This is a genomic window from Paraflavitalea soli (genome assembly GCF_003555545.1).
Taxonomy (GTDB): domain Bacteria; phylum Bacteroidota; class Bacteroidia; order Chitinophagales; family Chitinophagaceae; genus Paraflavitalea; species Paraflavitalea soli.
On the sequence record NZ_CP032157.1, the window covers coordinates 1998703 to 2016715 of the forward strand.

Consider the following 18013-nt stretch of genomic DNA (forward strand, 5'->3'; position numbering starts at 1 on the left):
GGTTGTCATTTCGAACAAAGCGTAGCGGAGTGAGAAATCCCGCAGTGCGGGACAAGTACTGCTATCGAAGCAATCGCATTGCCGATTGCCGACTGCCGATTGTCGATTGCCGACATTGCCGTACTTACTTCAATATCACCGTCCCATTCTGCTTGATCATATCCTGCTCCAGCTGTTTCAGGTGCATATGCGTTTGCAGCAACACCATCAGCTCTTCTGATGTATGCGGATTCTGCATGTCCCGCTGGTTCTCCTCCATCAACCGGCGGATCTTTCGTATTTTAAGATAGGTAATGGCAGAAGTAACATCAGCCCGGTAAGTATCTTCTATCGTGGGCATCTTGCCGTCGAAATGTTCACTCCATTTCGTGCTCAGCTCATAAGCAAATTCTGTCACCGTCACGACCATGGCGCTCAGCGTCTGGTCTTCATGGTACAGGAAATTCTTGGTGCTGGGTTCGATCCCCTCATCATACCACACTTTGTAGGTTTCCATCACCCGCACCAGCTCCTTGTTATCGATCATATTCTGCTCAACAGACTCTTCAAAGATATAATCCGCTACCCGGCGGTTCTCGTCCCAGGGTTTCAGCCCAAACTCCAGCAGACAGCGCACCATACCCCGCTCATTCATCTCATCTTTGTTGAACAGCGAGCCCGCATCCTCCTCCGGAATAAAGGGTGGGGGAGCGTCATCATAATACTGCCCGTCATCCGGCTGCTGGAATGATTGTTTTCCGCCTTCCTGCTTCTGTACCTTATCCCGGATGAACTTGTTCACCAGGTTATTCAGGCCCACTTCTTCGATCCGCAGCAGGTCAGCGCAGCGGCGTATATAATCCTGTTGCTTGGTAAAATCTTCCGTTTTGTTCAGCTTGGCGATCGTTTCTGCGATCTGGTTTACCAGCGCTGCTTTCTTATTCGTATCATCACCTGCATCCTTCAGCAATATCTCTACCTGGAAGAGTATAAAGTCTTTCTTATTCGCCTTGATGAAATCCTGGAAGGCGGAGGCGCCTATTTTATTGACGTAGCTGTCCGGATCTTCCTTATCTGGTATCAGCACCAGCTTTACATTCAGCCCTTCTTCTATGGCGAGGTCAAGGCCCCGCAAAGCCGCTTTCACACCCGCCGCATCCCCATCATAAATGATCGTCAGGTTTTTTGTGTATTTCTTCACCAGGCGCAGCTGATCCGGCGTCAAAGAAGTACCGCCCGAAGCCACTACATTTTCAATGCCCGCCTGGTGTAAGGATACTACATCCGTATAACCTTCCACCAGCAAACACTCGTCATTTTTGTCAATAGACTGCCGCGCAAAATAAGAGCCATATAGTATCTTACTCTTGTGGTAGATTTCATTCTCCGGCGTATTGATGTATTTGGGAGCCCGGTCTACCTTTCCAATTACCCGTGCGCCAAAACCCAACACCTTTCCGCTTTGGTTATGGATCGGGAAAATGATACGTCCCCGGTAATTATCGTACGGCCGCTCATCCCGCACCACGATCAGCCCGCTTTTTTGTAAGTACTCCGGGTTGTATTGCGCGGCAATCGCAGCTTTGGCAAAGGCATCCCGGTCTTGCAGGCAGTAGCCGATCTGGAATTTGCGGATCACCTCTTCCCGGAAACCTCTTTCCTTCAGGTAACTCATCGCAATATCTTCTCCTTCTTCCGAATTAAACAACTTCTCTGCAAAGTATTGCTGGGCAAATTGATTGATGATGTATAAACTGTCCGCAACCTGATATTGTGCTTTCAGCTCCGGGCTCACCTCCGTTTCCTCGATCTCTACATTGTATTTATTGGCCAGCCAGCGCAGCGCCTCCACATAGGAGTACTTTTCATGCTCCATCAGGAAACTGATCGAATTACCGCTTTTGCCGCAACCAAAGCACTTATAGATCTCCTTCGTAGGAGAGACCGAAAAGGAGGGAGATTTCTCGTTGTGAAACGGGCAAAGGCCAATATAATTCACGCCCCGCTTCTTCAGCTTCACGAAGCTGCCCACCACTTCCACCACGTCGATCCGGCTCTGGATCTGCTGTATCGTTTGCTGAGTTATCAAGCTGACCTACAATTATTTAGTTAGGAAACCCCAAAAATACGCAATTCTTGCGGAAGCCAGAATACAGAAGACAGAATCCAGAATTCAGAAGCCCGCAACCAGCAACTGGAAACCAGCCCCATCGATGCAAGCGTGTCTTCCAGCCCCTTTAGGGGTTTCCGCTTTGTAGCCCATCGATGCGAACGTGTATTCCCACCCCATCGGGGTGGCCGCTTTGTAGCAACGTCCACCCCAGGCCATCCGGCCCCATAGGGGCCACCCCCTACACCCGCTGCCAACCAGCTACGTCTGCCAAACCCGAAACCCGGCCCCCAAAAGCCAGGAACCCGAGATTCGATACGCCCCTGTATTTCTTCTGCATTCTGTATTCTGGATGCTGGATGCTCCGATCTGCATTCCCGGTGCATAATTTTAATCCAAATCTCCCTGCCCTTTCACCAAATCTTCCTAAATTAGAATCAGAACCCATAAGCAATCAGCCCATCGCGTTCCACCAGTTCTTTATTTCTTCACTTAAATTTTTCTCCCATGGTTACTACAGATGTAGCACAGCTCACTAGAGAATGCAATGCCTGGAGGGAGACATTGCGTTCCTGGCGCGACGAATTCGCCCGGCTTAAAACAAGGCTCATTGATGTTGCCGCAAGGCAAACCACTAAAGAAGACCTCCTGGAAGTAGACCACCTCGACAATCAGCTGCACATTCAGCTCATTAACATCCACGACCTCAAGCACGCCATCAAATCCCACACCCGCCAGATCGATTCGGAAATTGCCAAAGGCCCCTTACGGGATGACACCGCAGCCAACCACGAAAACCTCTACGACGAGTACCAACACCTTGAACACACTTTACTGGAAGTAAAACAGGAATTTAAAGACTTTATTGACCGAACGTGATATAGTCCGCACAGGGCTCATAAACCACTGATGTAGCGGCATTATCCCAATGACCGGTACGCTACTGTATTCTACGTCCTTGCCACCCCAAAGACGTAGCAATTCCCTATCCCCTGAATGCTCGATCGTACTAACCATATATGCTATACTTCAAACATTAAAAAACCTTTGCTATGCCGGAATTCGATACTTCACACGTAAAAAATATAGTCTTGCTGGGCCATGCCGGCGCCGGCAAGACAACATTGGCGGAATGCATGCTCTTCGAAGCAGGCCTTATCACCCGCCGCGGCTCCGTACAGGAGCGCAATACCGTTTCAGATTACCATGAACTGGAACAGGAAAGAGGCAACTCCATCTTCTCCACCTTACTCCACTCCAAGTGGCGCGGTTATAAGATCAACATTATTGATACCCCCGGATACGATGATTTTGCCGGCGAAGTAGTGTCCGCCCTTCGCGTGGCCGATACCGGCGTCATGCTCCTCAATGCAGTGATGGGCGTAGAAGTAGGCACCGACATCATATGGGAGTACACCGAGCAATTCAAAACACCCATGATCTTTGCCGTTAATAAACTCGATGATGACAATGCCGACTTCGATACCACCGTGCGGGAAGCCAAAAACCATTTTGGCAATAAAGTAGTGGTAGTGCAATACCCACAGCAGCAGGGCGTGGGTTTTCATGCCATCATCGATGTGCTCCGCATGACCATGTACAAATTTCATGATGCCGGAGGCAAACCCGAAAAACTGCCCATCCCCGAAGAAGAAAAAGCCAGGGCCGATGAACTCCACCGCGAACTGGTAGAAGCCATCGCCGGGAATGACGAAGCCCTCATGGAAAAATATTTCGACAAAGGTGAGCTCGACGAAGACGAAATGAAAGAGGGCATGAAGAAAGCCATGATCAACCACGATCTCTTCCCCTTGTTTTGCCTCTCTGCCGAACGCAATATGGGCAGTGGACGACTCATGGGATTCATCGACAATGTATGCCCCAGCGCCAATGAAATGCGCGCAGCAGCAAAACTGGTAAGCGGCCAGCAAAACCTTACCTGTGATGCCTCAGGCCCTGCCTGCCTCTTCATCTATAAAACTATGTCAGAACCCCATGTAGGCGAGCTCTCTTTCTTCAAAGTGTATTCGGGCACCATTAAAAGTGGTATGGAGCTCGTCAATGAGACCACCGGTGCATCAGAAAAGCTCAACCAGTTGTTTGTGGTCGAAGGCAACAAACGCATCAATGTACCCGAACTGGTAGCTGGTGATATAGGCGCTACCCTGAAACTAAAGAATACCCATGTCAACAATACCTTGCATGAAAAAGGAAAGAACCTCGAGCTGGAACCCATCATATTCCCGGCAGCCAATATGAGCATGGCCATCGAATCCGTGAAGAAAGGCGAGGAGGAGAAGCTGTCCGTGGCCCTTCACCAGTTGCCCGAAGAAGACCCTACCGTACGCGTGGAGTTTTCCCAGGAGCTGAAACAAACCATCATCCATTGCCTGGGCGAATTACACCTCAGCGTTATTCGCTGGCGCATAGAACACCTGCATGGGGTGGAAGTGAAATTCACCCGGCCACGCATACCTTACCGCGAGACCATCCGCCGCATGGCCGAATCCAGTTACCGCCACAAGAAACAGTCGGGCGGCAATGGCCAGTTTGGAGAAGTGTTCATGCGCATAGAACCCTGGTACGAAGGCATGCCCGATCCAAAGGGATTGAACGTACGCGCACGAGAAGAACATCCACTGGACTGGGGCGGCAAACTCGTGTATTACAATTGTATTGTGGGTGGCGCCATCGATACTCGCTTCCTGCCTTCCATCCTGAAAGGCGTGATGGAAAAAATGCACGAAGGCCCCCAAACTGGCTCTTTTGTACGCGATGTGCGCGTATCCGTGTATGATGGCAAAATGCACCCTGTCGATTCCAATGATATCTCTTTTAAGATTGCCGGCCTGATGGCCTTTAAGCAGGCTTTTGCCCAGGCCGATCCACAGATACTGGAACCTATCTATCATGTGGAAGTCCTTTGCCCCGATGACCTCACCGGTTCCGTGATCGGTGATCTCCAGACCCGCAGGGCCATCGTGGAGGGGATGGATACAGAAGGCCATTTTACCAGGATCCTGGCCAAAGTACCCCTCGCCGAAATGCACGATTACTCTTCTTCCCTGCGGTCCATCACACAGGGACGGGCCAAGTTCAATATGAAGTTTGAAGATTATGCCGCCGTACCTAGTGAGGTACAGAAAAAACTACAGGATGACTACCATAGACTTGCCAAAGAAGAAGCCTGACAACTATTGAAAGCGTGCTTACCAGTATGTGAAAGGTGCTTACCAGTGCAACAGGCTATTTGCCCAAAGCAGATAGCCTGTTTTTTTTTTACGGATGTCAGCCTGAGCCTGTCGAAGGCGTCTAAGGCCAAACGATTTCACTATTCAATATTGACTATTCCCTTATTTGTTAAAACAAAGCCAAAATCCCCACTCCTGCAAGGATGCCACCCAAAAGACGTCTAACCTGTATTCATAAGATAGTCAACCCATTATTGAAGATAATTTTTACCTGGTAATGAAGAATATTGGAAGTTTATTGGCCTTCGTATGTTTAGTGATCAATATACAGGCACAGGAAAGGAACCGGCCTGCGGGTGAACACAAAGGTGGTGAGGCAAATGGTCATTTGTATGGAAGGGTCGTGGACGGTAAAACCAATAAAGGCGTGGAAGCCGCCTCCGTACGTTTGTTTATTATCCTGAAAGACAATACAGGTCAGTCCAGGGACAGCCTCGCTGGTGGGATGCTTACCAAACCCAATGGTGACTTTAGTGTAGAGAACCTTCCCACATTCGCTGCTTACCGCCTCAATATTACCGCTATTGGCTTCAAGGAGATTAATCAGCAGGTAACCTTCCACCGCAAAGCCAGTGGAGGCGGTGCCATAGAACAAGATCTCGGCAATATAAAACTCGAACAGGATGCTGCTACACTCGGTGTAGTTACTGTGGTGGGTCAAAAGCCAGCCCTGCAGATGGGCATCGACCGCAAATTCTTTGATGTCGACAAAAGTCTTACCGCTGCAGGTGGCACCGCTATTGATGTCATGAAGAATATACCTTCTGTGAGTGTGGATGTAGATGGCAACGTGACCCTGCGCAACAGTTCCCCACAGATCTTTGTAGATGGTCGTCCTACCATCCTTACCCTCGATCAGATACCCGCTGATAACATTGAAAGAGTAGAGCTCATCACCAACCCGTCTGCCAAATTCGATGCTGCCAGTACCGGTGGTGTCATAAATGTGATCCTGAAGAAGAACAAGAAACTCGGCCTTAATGGATTGGCATCTATAGGAGCCGGTTATCCCGATATCCTCAATGGCAACCTCACCCTCAACCTGCGCCAGAATAAATTCAATTTCTTTGCCAGCGGCAACTACAACCAGTCTGGTGGTATTGCCAAAAGCAAATCATTCCGCCAGAACAGGAAAGCCGGTATTGCCACCGATTATTTCAACCAGCAATCCGAAGGCGATCGCCTCCGCAAGTTTGGTTCCGTACGTTTTGGTGTTGATTACTTCATGGATAACCGCAACACCTTCACCATTTCCCAGAACTTCGTAACCGGTAAGGAAAGCAACGACGAAACCCAGGACCAGCGGTATACCAACCTCAACAATGAGCTCACACAATACGGCGACCGCTTAGCCAACAGCAGCAACAATTTCAACAGGAGCAATACCCAGTTCCTGTACAAGCACAAGTTTTCCGAATCCGGCAAGGAGTTGAATGCCGATATCAGTTACAATACAGGAGGAGGTACCAACAATTCCCTCATCACAAATCATTATTACAAACCCGATGGTACACCGGCTGCCAATACCAATATCGTTCGCAATGATGGCAATGACGACAACGACCAGGTAACCGTACAGGTAGATTTTACTGATCCCAAGGGCGAGCATACCAAATTTGAGACCGGCCTCCGTTCCTATATCAACAACTATCGCAGCCAGTTCAATGCCTTCTCCGTAGCCAATGGTACAGAGACCAAATTGTCATTGAGCAATAATTACAAGTACCGCGAAATGGTCAATGCTGCTTATGCGACCTACAGCAGTAAACTGGGTCCTGTCAGTTACCAGTTGGGTCTTCGCGCAGAATATTCAAAGTTCGATGGCGAGTTGATTGACAGTGCAAAGAAGTTTGGATACACCTATCCCGAAAAGATCGATAACATCTTCGATGCCTTGTTTCCCAGCCTATTTATCACCAAAGCGCTGAGTGAAAGCCAGGATATCCAGGTCAACTATACCCGTCGTATCCGCCGGCCCAATTTCTGGCAGATGAATCCCTTTGTGGACATCAACGATCCACTCAATCTGAGGCAGGGTAATCCTTCCCTCAAACCCGAGTTCACCAATTCATTTGAGTTCAACTACAATAAGACCTATAGCTCCGGTAGTTTCCTGGGTGTGGTATATTATCGCCATACCGATGGAGAGATCACCCAGTTCAGCGATACCATTTCTGCACAGCAATACGAGCAGCTCAACAATGCCGCTGTTGATCCCAATGCCATTCTCAGCACCTTTATCAATGCCAATACAGAAAATGTATGGGGCAGTGAATTGACCCTGCAGCAGAAAATAGGCAAGAACTTCGACTTTACGCCTACCGTTTCCATGCAGTATACAAAAGTGAATGCGAAGCTCGAAAAGATCGACCTCAGCAATGAAGGCTTTAATTGGGAGGCCAAGCTCATTGCCAATTACCGTATTGCCAGTAAGAATAAGATATTTGATAAACTCAGCTTCCAGACCATTGGAGAATATGAGTCGCCCGAAATATTACCCCAGGGTAAGCGCAAGGACCAGTTGAGCGTAGATGCCGCCCTGCGCAAGGATTTCCTGAAAGGCAATAAGGGAACCCTTACTTTCAGCGTTAATGATGTATTCAACTCGCGTCGGTGGGGCACCATTTACGATACGGAGAATTTCTACCAGGACTCCTACCGCCGCCGCAACGTACGCAGCTTCCGCATCACCTTTACCTATAAGTTTGGTAAAGCCGACTTCAACCTCTTCAAACGCAAGGGTGGTGGTGAAGGCAGCGGAAACGAAGAAGGCGGCGGAGACCGCGGCTAATAACGGGTTACTTTTAGTCAGCCATTCAAAGCGTGACAGCAACCCGAAACACTACACTCGAAACCCGAAACCCTTACTTCACAAAGTCCACATACATATACCTGAAATTGATCACCAGCTCCCTGAACTGCGACATCACATCCTGTCCCAGGTTGCCATAATAAAACCGGTCCTTACTATTGGAGCTGGTCGTCTTCACCCCCAGGTCCGGTATTGACACCGATTGACCGCCCACCGTAAAAATAGTAGTGGGCACCCGCCATGCTTTGCTGGTCGTATAACCGCCTGCGCCGCCCTGCTGCATGTCATAGATCTTGCCCGTGGCTTCAATGGCCGCTTTGTATTGATTGAAGAAAGGTTCGTTGAGATCAGTTGTCTGCGCGCCCGTATCGAAAGTAAAAGCCAGCGAGTCTTTATTCACCCCTATATGGATCACCGGCGTAAGCTCATCAATACCAAAATTGCGGATGGATTTGTTCACCGCTTCCTGCGGCACCGTGATAAAACCTGTTTTGTCGATACGCACTTCCTGTAGCTGTTCGATTACAGGAAACCCAATGATACCCCTGATCTTGTAGGCGCCGCCCGCAAAAGACAACACACTGTCCGGAAAAACGATAAACACTACATTGTCTACTTCCACATCACCCAGCTTCAGCGTTTTCGCGATGCCCAGTTTGGCATTCACTTCAATACCTGTGATGGCGCGTACTTTAAATACGACATCCTTTACATCCAGTCCTGCTTTGAGCGCATAGCTTTCAGTGATCACCGATAAGTTGGCCCCTGTATCAAATACAAAGTCGAAGGTGCTGTCGGCAAATCCTACCGGCACATTGATCAGTCCGGCAATATCCCGTTTATAGCCAATACGGCTGTCCTTATTGATGCGTGTACGTTGTGCCGGCACTTTCTCCAACCCCTTCCAGATCAGGTCCGAATTGATCACATCCGTACGTTCTTCCTCCGAAAGCGTATGGCCATATTTGGCCAGCAACAGCTGGCTGGTGGCATGCGCTTCTTTGTATTCGTACAACTTGGCGTGGTTATCGATCTTCTTGCCCAGCAGGCGCCCCAGCTCTTTATCCGTGAATTGTTGGCTGTATTTCCTAAACACCAGCGCGATTTCCTTATTGGAAGCCGGCAGCTCATGAAAGAAATTGTGTACAAAGGCCTGGAAGTACAACCGGCGATGTTCAGGCAATGCTTCCTTGCCGGGAGATGCCAGCGCTTCCCGCAATTGAAAATAATGCCGCCTTTGAAGCAAACTGTCGAGTGGGGGATTCGTTTCAGCATGCAAAGCATATGTCGCAAACAGTACCGCTAGCACGATTAATATTCTCATATATAATAAGTTAAAACAGGTTGCAAAGTAGTAACAATACCCTCACTAATATTAGTTAAGGATATGTGAATTGTTGAAACCGCGTCATGAAATGCGCTGCCTTTGTCGGGCTGAGCTTGTCAAAGCCTAAACAGATGTCAGCCTGAGCCTGTCGAAGGCGTACATTTTCCTCTATTCGTAATTATTCCTGTCTTGAGTATTTTACCTTTGCACCTTCAAAGAAAAACAATGATCGATCAACAGTCTGTAACTTCATCACCCTCCCTAATAAACCAGGTCATCCGCACCAGGCGCAGCGTATTCACCCAACAATTTGAACCGGGAAAACCCATTCCCGATGACATCATCTGGCAGCTGCTGGAGAATGCCAACTGGGCGCCTACCCATAAACTCACCGAACCCTGGCGTTTTACCGTATTCAGCGGTGAAGGGCGCAATACATTAGCACAACAGCAAGCTGTTATATATAAGGAATTTGCAGGCCCAAAGTTCAAACAGGGTAAGTACGAGCAGCTGCAAAAGATCCCCTTGCTGGCCTCCCATGTTATTGCCATCGGCATGAAACGCCACCAGGATATTCCCGAAATGGAGGAAATAGCAGCTGTGGCAGCCGCTGTACAGAATATGCACCTTACCGCCAATGCTTATGGCATCGGTGCTTATTGGAGTACCGGCGGTATCACTTTTATTGAAGAAGCCAAACCTTTGTTCAACCTCGGCCCCGATGACAAACTCATGGGATTCTTTTACCTCGGTTATATCCGTGTACCCTCCACCGATGGCAGGAGAGGCAGCATCGAAGAAAAAGTGAATTGGATAAAATAGATAAAGGAGGGTCACCCTGTAGCCCGGCCTTTCGGCACGGCAGGGTGGCTCACCTTTTTTAAGTATGTCCGAAACTTCCTAAGGTTGTGACGTTATAATATACTGCGGTGCTTCGTTTACAAGGGGCACAACGACTACGCCCCCTTTCACCGGCAGCTCCGTTCTGGAGCCTTCTTCTTTACCCACCGTCAGCGTTACCAGCGTAGCCTTCGTGGCTTTACCCACATTCACCGGATAGTTTTTAGAAACAGAACCATCATACGTGCCGCGGCACACATAATATACTTGTAGTGCAGGATTTGTTTTATGGTCGTACCGCGTCACCGTTATACCCGTACTATCGCCATTCTTCACCATTGTCGACCAGCCTTTGTAATCGTGCAGCACATTCATCCGCGTGGCATACCACCACCAGATCGGCATCCTGTGCGATCCGCTATAAGCATAGGTAGTAGGATCAAATTGCTCCCGCACCATATACATGCTGCCAAACACGCCCGACCCATCAGAAGTATGGAAATAATTATAGACCACCTCCAGCCCGTTGGGCACCACCGCTGCACGCTCCAGCGTACGCACCATGAAGTTGGCCGCCACGATCGTATCCGGAATGCCGGGTACCGATTTCACGTTGTAATCACTGTTCCCCACTGCATAGCCGATCTCCGTCCAGCGCAATCCCTTACCCGGGAAATACCGGTCGCGGAAGTTCCGGTAGCTCGTGATCCGCTCCGTTACCTGGAATTGTTCCGGGCTCACCGCATCCGCATCCGTATGGTGACTCTGACCGCCATACCGGTTGCTGATGTATTGGTTAAAACAAAAACCATCTGCCGGAAACGGCTGACCGGGATACAGCCAGTAGTTAAGAAAATACAGTGCCTTCCACTGCACCGTATCCGCACTCAGCAAGGCCCCCAGGTATACCTTGGCATTCGGGTCTGTTGTTTTAATAGCATCCCAGGCCGCCTTTAGTTTTTGCAACAGCACAGTGGGAGAGTGGTACCCAGTGAGGCCAAACCAGGTCTTATCGTCCTCATTACCGATCTCAAATACTTTGATCTTATCCTGCCCCGCCGCGAGGTTGGGGTGACTGGCCCCATATATTTTATAGCTATCCGGCAATACATCATTGCGGTTGCTCCCCCAAAGGTGCGCCATCACTTTCCACAGCCTGCCATGACTTTTCGTCCAGGGTTCATAAGCCGTACTGTCCGATCCCGGGGGAATATCTTTGAACACATTCGTTTGCGTCATCGCATTATAATCATCCGCCGTCTTCAGCCCAGGTACCGTCTTCACATTGGCGCCATTGATATACAGCATCACCGGTGTGCCCATGCTCTTGTGAAAGCTCAGCGTATTTTTATCAAAGTCGCCATATTTATCAATCTCAAAAGCCTGCTGATCGATGGGCGCCTTAAAGTCATGCACCCAGTTGAATACATTCGAAGGAGAGCGGAATGAGCCATACAGCGGAAGCCCGCTTTGCAGTTTCATATACGTAACATCTTTTCCGCCGATGGAAGAACCTCCCTGGAAGCTGATACCCGGATCAGGAAATGACTTAGCCGCCACTACCGGTACAATGGGAGAACACTTAGCCACCCCATTGCCATAGATACGTATTTCACGTACATCAGAAGAAGGGTCAGCCGATTGGAAACGGATAAACCGGATCGGGCTGCTGATGCTGCTCAGGTCACCCTGCAGCAGATCCCACTTATTACTTCCACCCGTGATCTTGTATTCACCTTTCTGCACCCGGTTGCTGTCATATACTGTGATCGTCCAGTTGCTGGCCCCATGTCCATGAAAATAATCAATGGCCAGTTTATCATAACAGCTATCGCCAAGAGATATAAAGAAGACCATCGGTTTGGCAAAGTCATTGTTCATAAAGTACTCCTGGTCCGTCTTGTTCCCGTCCGCAATACTTTTATCAAACAACAGTTCCGGATTTTTGCGGCCCGTCGTATTCCAGAGGTCACGTCCCGGAGATATATTGATCAAATGCGTGCCGGCAGGAGCGATACGGCTATCAGCCGATTCAGCGGCACAACCCGTAATAGCCACCAGGAGGATAAGACAAAAGAATTTGTACTTCATCAATTGATATTAATTATATGTCCAATGTTTCGCGGGCAGTTCCGGGCAAATATAGGCTCCTTTCCGCTGGTTGTCAACTGTGCCATCCACAGACGCTAAAAGCTAAAACCTAACACCTAATAGCTTTTCATCTACACATTCCTCCGCCTTGTCGCAAATCCACGCCCGATCGTCTGCATTCCCTTGTAACTGCCCCGAAAGGGGTATTTTTGTTCCCTATACTATGCAAATATCCCGCAAACACCTGGTCAATATCCTGCTGCACGTATTGTTTACCACGTTGATCGTCATGGTGCCCATCTTCCTCATGCCATTGAAGGAATCAAAAGACCCTGCCAACAGGAATTTCTACAATATTCCCATGTTTATCATGACCGCCCTGGCTACCATTTCCTGTTATACCAGCGCCTATGTATTATACCCCCGTTTCCTGGTGAAGAGAAAGCTCTTCAGCTACCTGGCCCTTACCCTCCTCATCTGCCTGTTTATTGCCCTGGTGTCAGGTTATGCCACCAATTTTTTTGCCGAAATGCCCACCCCCATCATCTGGGCCCATATTGTTACTAAGTTCTTCGTGGTGCTGTTTGTAATGGGTACCGGTACTGCCTATCGCTTCATCATGGAAGTGATGAAACAGGAGAATAAACAGAAAGAGAGCATGGTGATGGAGTTGTCCTTTCTCCGTTCACAGGTAAGTCCCCACTTTATGTTCAATACCCTCAACAGCATGGTCGCCCTCGCCCGTAAAAAAAGCGACAAGCTCGAGCCTGCACTCATCGAGCTCAGCAACCTCATGCATTATATGTTGTATGAATCCGACCAGGAAAAGGTTAATCTATCCAAAGAAATAGACTATATACAAAGCTATATAGACCTGCAAACCCTGCGGTTTGGATACAATGTGAAGATCAGCTTTTCCGTCAACAGGCCTCTGCCTTCCGATCCCTGCATAGAACCCATGCTGCTTATACCCCTTATCGAAAATGCTTTCAAACACGGGATCGGCCTCATCAATGATCCGGAGATCGATATCCGCCTCAATGTGGAGCAGGAAGGCCTGTTCCTATCCGTACACAATAAATACAACGACAAGGTGCTGGAAACAAGGGATAAGACCTCCGGTATTGGATTGGTCAACCTCGAGCGGCGCTTAAAGCTCCTGTATCCCCACAAGCATTCCATGAGCGTGTCGAAGAATGGCGCTTATTTCAAAGCATCACTAAAACTCAATTTGCATGATCAGGTGTCTGGCTGTTGATGATGAAATGCTGTCCCTGGAATTATTGGAAGACAATATCCGGCGTATTCCTTTCCTGCAGCTCGTGGGCCGTTGTACCAATGCCTATGAAGCCATGGATGTCATGCTCCGCGAATCTGTAGACCTCATCTTTCTCGACATACAGATGGGCGGCATCACCGGCACCCAATTCCTGCAAAGCCTGTCCGCTATGAGCAGCAGGCCCATGGTTATTTTTGTGACCGCCTATAAGAAATATGCTCTCGACGGCTTTGAACTCGATGTACTCGATTACCTGGTAAAACCCGTAGCCTTCGAACGCTTCCTGAAAGCCGTCAACAAGGCCGCCGAATACCATGCACTCAGGAATGCGCCCACGCTATCCGCTGTGCCGGCATCTCCAACAGGCCCCACGCCTGAAGTGGCTGATTATTTCTTTGTGAACGTAGAATACAACCTCGTCAAGATTACCATCAGCCATATTTACTTCATTGAAGGGCTAAAAGATTATATCAAGATCTATGTACAGGGGTCAGACAAACCCATCATTACCCGCCTGCCCATGAAAGCCATCACAGAAAAATTACCCCTCAATAGATTTATCCGCATTCACAAATCATTCATCGTCTCCGTCGACAAGATAACTTCCATTCGTAAGAACCGCATTTACATTCAACACCATATTATACCCATCAGTGATTCCTACCGCGATGACCTCTTCCGTATCATCGATCCACAAAAATTGATGTAAGTATAGGGGTATTCTCTTTTCCTGTTGTCTACACATACAGTAAACACGTCGCATAGTTTTCTATACTGGTATACTTCGTTTTTGCACACAGCAAACAGTACGCAATTTTATACCAGTAACATCAACCTATATATGAAACATTCACTTGTCGTCTTGCTGCTATTCATTAGCTGCCTGCGATCCTTTGCTCAAAACAACACACAAACACTAACCGGCACCGTCATTGATAAAGCCTCCGAACGCCCCCTGGCCAATGTATCTGTGAGCATCGTGGGCACCCGCCTTGGTGCTACCACCGATTCACTGGGCCGGTTTGTATTACCAGCCGTTCCATTGGGTCGTCACCACGTATCATTTACCTGCATCGGCTACAAAACGGTAACCATTCCCGAAGTATTGGTCACCTCCGGTAAACAGGTAATTCTCGATGTGCCCCTCGATCAGCAGATCGCAGCATTGAATACCGTCACCGTCACCGCTGGCAGAACAAGAAAAGGCATGGTCTCCAATGAATTTGCCGGCAGCAGTTCCCGCTCTTTTAGTATGGATGATGTAACACGCTATGCAGGCGGACGCAACGATCCGGCCAAACTGGCCAGCAACTTTGCCGGCGTAGCCAATACCAACGATTCGCGCAACGATATCGTGGTACGGGGCAATGCACCCACCGCCGTATTGTGGCGCATGGAAGGCATTCCCATTCCCAATCCCAATCACTTCTCCACCCTGGGAACCACCGGTGGTCCTGTAAGCGCTTTAAATACCAACGCCCTGAAAAACTCCGACTTTTATACAGGCGCCTTCCCGGCCGAATTTGGCAACGCCACCGGGGCCGTGTTTGATATTGGATTGCGTACCGGTAACAAAGACAAGTTTGAAAAGACCATCCAGTTGAATATGTTCAGTGGACTGGAAGCCATGCTCGAAGGACCTTTAAGCAAAAGCAAGAACGGCTCTTCCTTCCTCGTTGGCTACCGCTATTCTTTTGCACAGATAGGACAATCCCTCGGGTTCGACATCGGCACAGCAGCCGTACCCAAATACCAGGACCTTATCTTCCACCTCAACTTTGCCAAATCCCAATGGGGCAAGTTCAGCATCTTCGGTATGGGCGGCACCAGCAGCATCGACATGATTGGCGCAGATCTCGATTCTACCGACCTCTTTGCCAACCGTGATGAAGACAACTATTTCAAATCAAGAATTGGCGTCGTAGGTCTCAAACATACCCTCGACCTGGGCCGCAACAGTTACCTCCGTACCATGGTATCCTATTCCTATGTGTCCAATGAAGGGACCAGCTACCAGCATTTTGATTCACTGCCCGAACGCAAGTTCATGTCAGAGCAGTCTACCGTAAACACCGGCTGGCGTTTCTCTTCCTTCATCAATTCCAAGATCAGCAGCCGCTTCACCATGCGGGGTGGCATGCTGGCTGAACTGATTGGCCTGGACACCTGGATGCGCACCCGCGAGGACAAACCCGATTGGGAAACCACCCGCGATTATAATGACAATGCCTGGTTAGTGCAGCCGTATGTGCAGGGCAAATACCGGTTCACCGATAAACTATCCCTCAATGCCGGTCTCCACGGTATATATTATGGCATGAACGACGATGCAGCCGTGGAGCCACGGGCATCCTTAAGTTATGCGATCGCCGGCAACCAGACCCTCACATTCAGTTATGGCTTGCACCACCAGCAACAGCCCTTGCCGGTATACCTCTATCAGGAGAAATTGCCCAATGGTACCTACGACCAGTCCAACCGCAACCTTGACTTCACCAGGGCCCACCATTATGTGATCGGATACGATTGGTTCTTTGCCCGCGACTGGCGATTGAAAGCAGAAGCCTACCATCAATCCATCTCCCATGCGCCGGTAGAAAGAACCCCCAGTGGTTTCTCCGTCCTCAACAGCGGAGCAGATTTCACCTTCCCCGACAAAGCCGGATTGGTAAGCACCGGTACAGGTACCAACACCGGTATCGAGCTCACCGTAGAGAAGTTCTTCAGCAAAGGTTATTACCTCCTGACCACCGCTTCTATATTCGATGCAAAATACAAGGGCAGTGACCGCATAGAAAGGAATTCCACCTTCAACAACAAAGCCGTGGTCAATGTACTGGCAGGCCGCGAATGGAAAATGGGCCGCGATGGACGCAATGCCTTCACCATCGATATCAAGTTCACCCAGTCCGGCGGCCGTTATTATACGCCGGTGGATATAGCCGCGTCCAATGCCACCGGCTATGAGCAACTGGATGAAAGCCGGTACAACGACCTGCAGTTTTCCAACTACCTCCGGTTTGATACCCGCTTTGGTATCCGGCTCAACAGTGCCAAACGCAAACTGTCACACACCTTTTACCTCGATATCCAGAACGTAACCAATAGAGACAATGTATTCATTCAGCGGTACAACCGCGACAGGAAAGCAGTAGGCGTTGTTAATCAGGTAGGCTTTTTCCCGGATATATTGTACCGGTTACAGTTTTAGGTAGGTCCGTTGTAAAAAGGTGGGTCGCTTTTGCCAGGGCCCGTTGCATAGCCCAAGCGGCTCACCTTTTAAACAAACATACTCGTTATGAGACAAACGTAGTGGCGTTGGATTAAGTAAGAAGAGAAGAACCACAAAGCCCGGGTATGGCCAATAAGGTCTCCGTTGATTCATGGTTAGGGTTGACTTGCCTTCCTTGGTCCCCGGGCTTTTGTAAAATCATTCTGCTGCCTGCTAAACTTTGTATTCCAGCATTCATTTTCGGTTCACATGCATTTTTTGTTTTACCCGCCCCGTTTCCACGGGGCGTTTTGTTTTTGTCCCCTTCTGGATTCTAAATTCTACATTCTTGCTTCCGCATTTTCTTATCGCTTTCTAATGCCCTCCCTGTAAAATAGGACCTATTTTTGCCCCTTCTAAACAGGTACCCATGAAAGTGTTACTCATTGAAGATGAAGCAGCCGTGGCCGCTATGATCCGGAAAGGACTAAGTGAAAGTGGTTATGCCGTTACCGTAGCGCCGGATGGACAGGCAGGATTGGAGATCGGAACCGGCAACAGCTTCGACATTATGATCCTCGACATCATGCTGCCCGGTATCAACGGACTGGAACTGTGCAAAAGGATGCGCAAGGAAGGGATCGATACTCCCATCCTCATGCTCACCGCATTGGGCACCACCGAAAACATCGTAGCCGGGCTCGACAGTGGCGCCGACGATTACTTGGTAAAACCTTTTAAGTTTGCCGAACTCGAAGCCCGCCTCCGCACCCTCAACCGCCGCCACTCCGGCGCCTCCGGCAAGTCCGCCGACCTGATCCAGATTGGCGACATCACCGTCAATACCGCTGCCAAAAATGTGATCCGCAATGGCCAGGAAATAAGCCTCACCTCCACAGAATACCGCCTGCTCGAATGCATGGTCCGCAACCGCGGCAGGGTCTTATCCCGCATTGAGCTGCTGGAAAGTGTATGGGGCATCGACTTCAATATGGGCACCAATGTGGTCGATGTATATGTAAACTACCTCCGCAAGAAACTGGGCAATGACAACGACCGCAAACTGATCCACACCGTCATCGGCATGGGATACATCATTAAAGAGCAATAGCC

At 49.2% G+C, this 18013-nt stretch carries 11 protein-coding genes; 8 read left to right on the forward strand and 3 right to left on the reverse strand.

Features of this window, described 5'->3' with window-relative positions:
* Positions 1-124: 124 nt before the first annotated feature.
* On the reverse strand, positions 125-2068 hold the full coding sequence (gene dnaG / locus D3H65_RS07345) for a DNA primase (RefSeq protein WP_119049637.1): 1944 nt from the start codon (positions 2066-2068) through the stop codon (positions 125-127).
* A gap of 528 nt (positions 2069-2596) precedes the next feature.
* Between dnaG and D3H65_RS07350 the strand changes: the two genes are divergently transcribed.
* The 3 genes from D3H65_RS07350 (at position 2597) to D3H65_RS07360 (ending at position 8131) form a co-directional block, all read left to right on the forward strand.
* Complete coding sequence (locus tag D3H65_RS07350; protein ID WP_119049638.1) at positions 2597-2968, forward strand: hypothetical protein; 372 nt, start codon at positions 2597-2599, stop codon at positions 2966-2968.
* A gap of 173 nt (positions 2969-3141) precedes the next feature.
* Entirely contained in the window at positions 3142-5280 is a 2139-nt protein-coding gene (locus D3H65_RS07355; protein WP_119049639.1) for an elongation factor G, read from the forward strand.
* Between the two features lie 277 nt (positions 5281-5557).
* The gene (locus D3H65_RS07360) at positions 5558-8131 is read left to right on the forward strand and encodes an outer membrane beta-barrel family protein (protein ID WP_119049640.1); all 2574 of its coding nucleotides are present in this window, start codon (positions 5558-5560) and stop codon (positions 8129-8131) included.
* A 73-nt stretch (positions 8132-8204) separates the two neighbouring features.
* On the opposite strand, the gene D3H65_RS07365 is transcribed toward D3H65_RS07360, so the two are convergent.
* Positions 8205-9476, reverse strand: a complete 1272-nt coding sequence (locus D3H65_RS07365) for a retropepsin-like aspartic protease family protein (RefSeq protein ID WP_119049641.1) — start codon at positions 9474-9476, stop codon at positions 8205-8207.
* A gap of 228 nt (positions 9477-9704) precedes the next feature.
* Here D3H65_RS07365 and D3H65_RS07370 point away from each other — a divergent pair, with 228 nt between their 5' ends.
* A complete protein-coding gene (locus tag D3H65_RS07370) occupies positions 9705-10301 on the forward strand; it encodes a nitroreductase family protein (RefSeq protein WP_119049642.1) in 597 nt (198 codons plus the stop codon).
* Between the two features lie 78 nt (positions 10302-10379).
* On the opposite strand, the gene D3H65_RS07375 is transcribed toward D3H65_RS07370, so the two are convergent.
* On the reverse strand, positions 10380-12410 hold the full coding sequence (locus D3H65_RS07375) for a hypothetical protein (protein WP_119049643.1): 2031 nt from the start codon (positions 12408-12410) through the stop codon (positions 10380-10382).
* Positions 12411-12633: 223 nt separating this feature from the next.
* Here D3H65_RS07375 and D3H65_RS07380 point away from each other — a divergent pair, with 223 nt between their 5' ends.
* The 4 genes from D3H65_RS07380 (at position 12634) to D3H65_RS07395 (ending at position 18011) form a co-directional block, all read left to right on the forward strand.
* Complete coding sequence (locus tag D3H65_RS07380; RefSeq protein WP_119049644.1) at positions 12634-13668, forward strand: sensor histidine kinase; 1035 nt, start codon at positions 12634-12636, stop codon at positions 13666-13668.
* On the forward strand, positions 13646-14398 hold the full coding sequence (locus D3H65_RS07385; protein WP_119049645.1) for a LytR/AlgR family response regulator transcription factor: 753 nt from the start codon (positions 13646-13648) through the stop codon (positions 14396-14398). The genes D3H65_RS07380 and D3H65_RS07385 overlap by 23 nt, the downstream gene beginning before the upstream one ends.
* Before the next feature lie 132 nt (positions 14399-14530).
* Positions 14531-16900 (forward strand): TonB-dependent receptor, encoded by a 2370-nt coding sequence (locus tag D3H65_RS07390; RefSeq protein WP_119049646.1) that lies wholly within the window; start codon positions 14531-14533, stop codon positions 16898-16900.
* A 430-nt stretch (positions 16901-17330) separates the two neighbouring features.
* A complete protein-coding gene (locus tag D3H65_RS07395) occupies positions 17331-18011 on the forward strand; it encodes a response regulator transcription factor (protein ID WP_119049647.1) in 681 nt (226 codons plus the stop codon).
* Positions 18012-18013 lie beyond the last annotated feature (2 nt).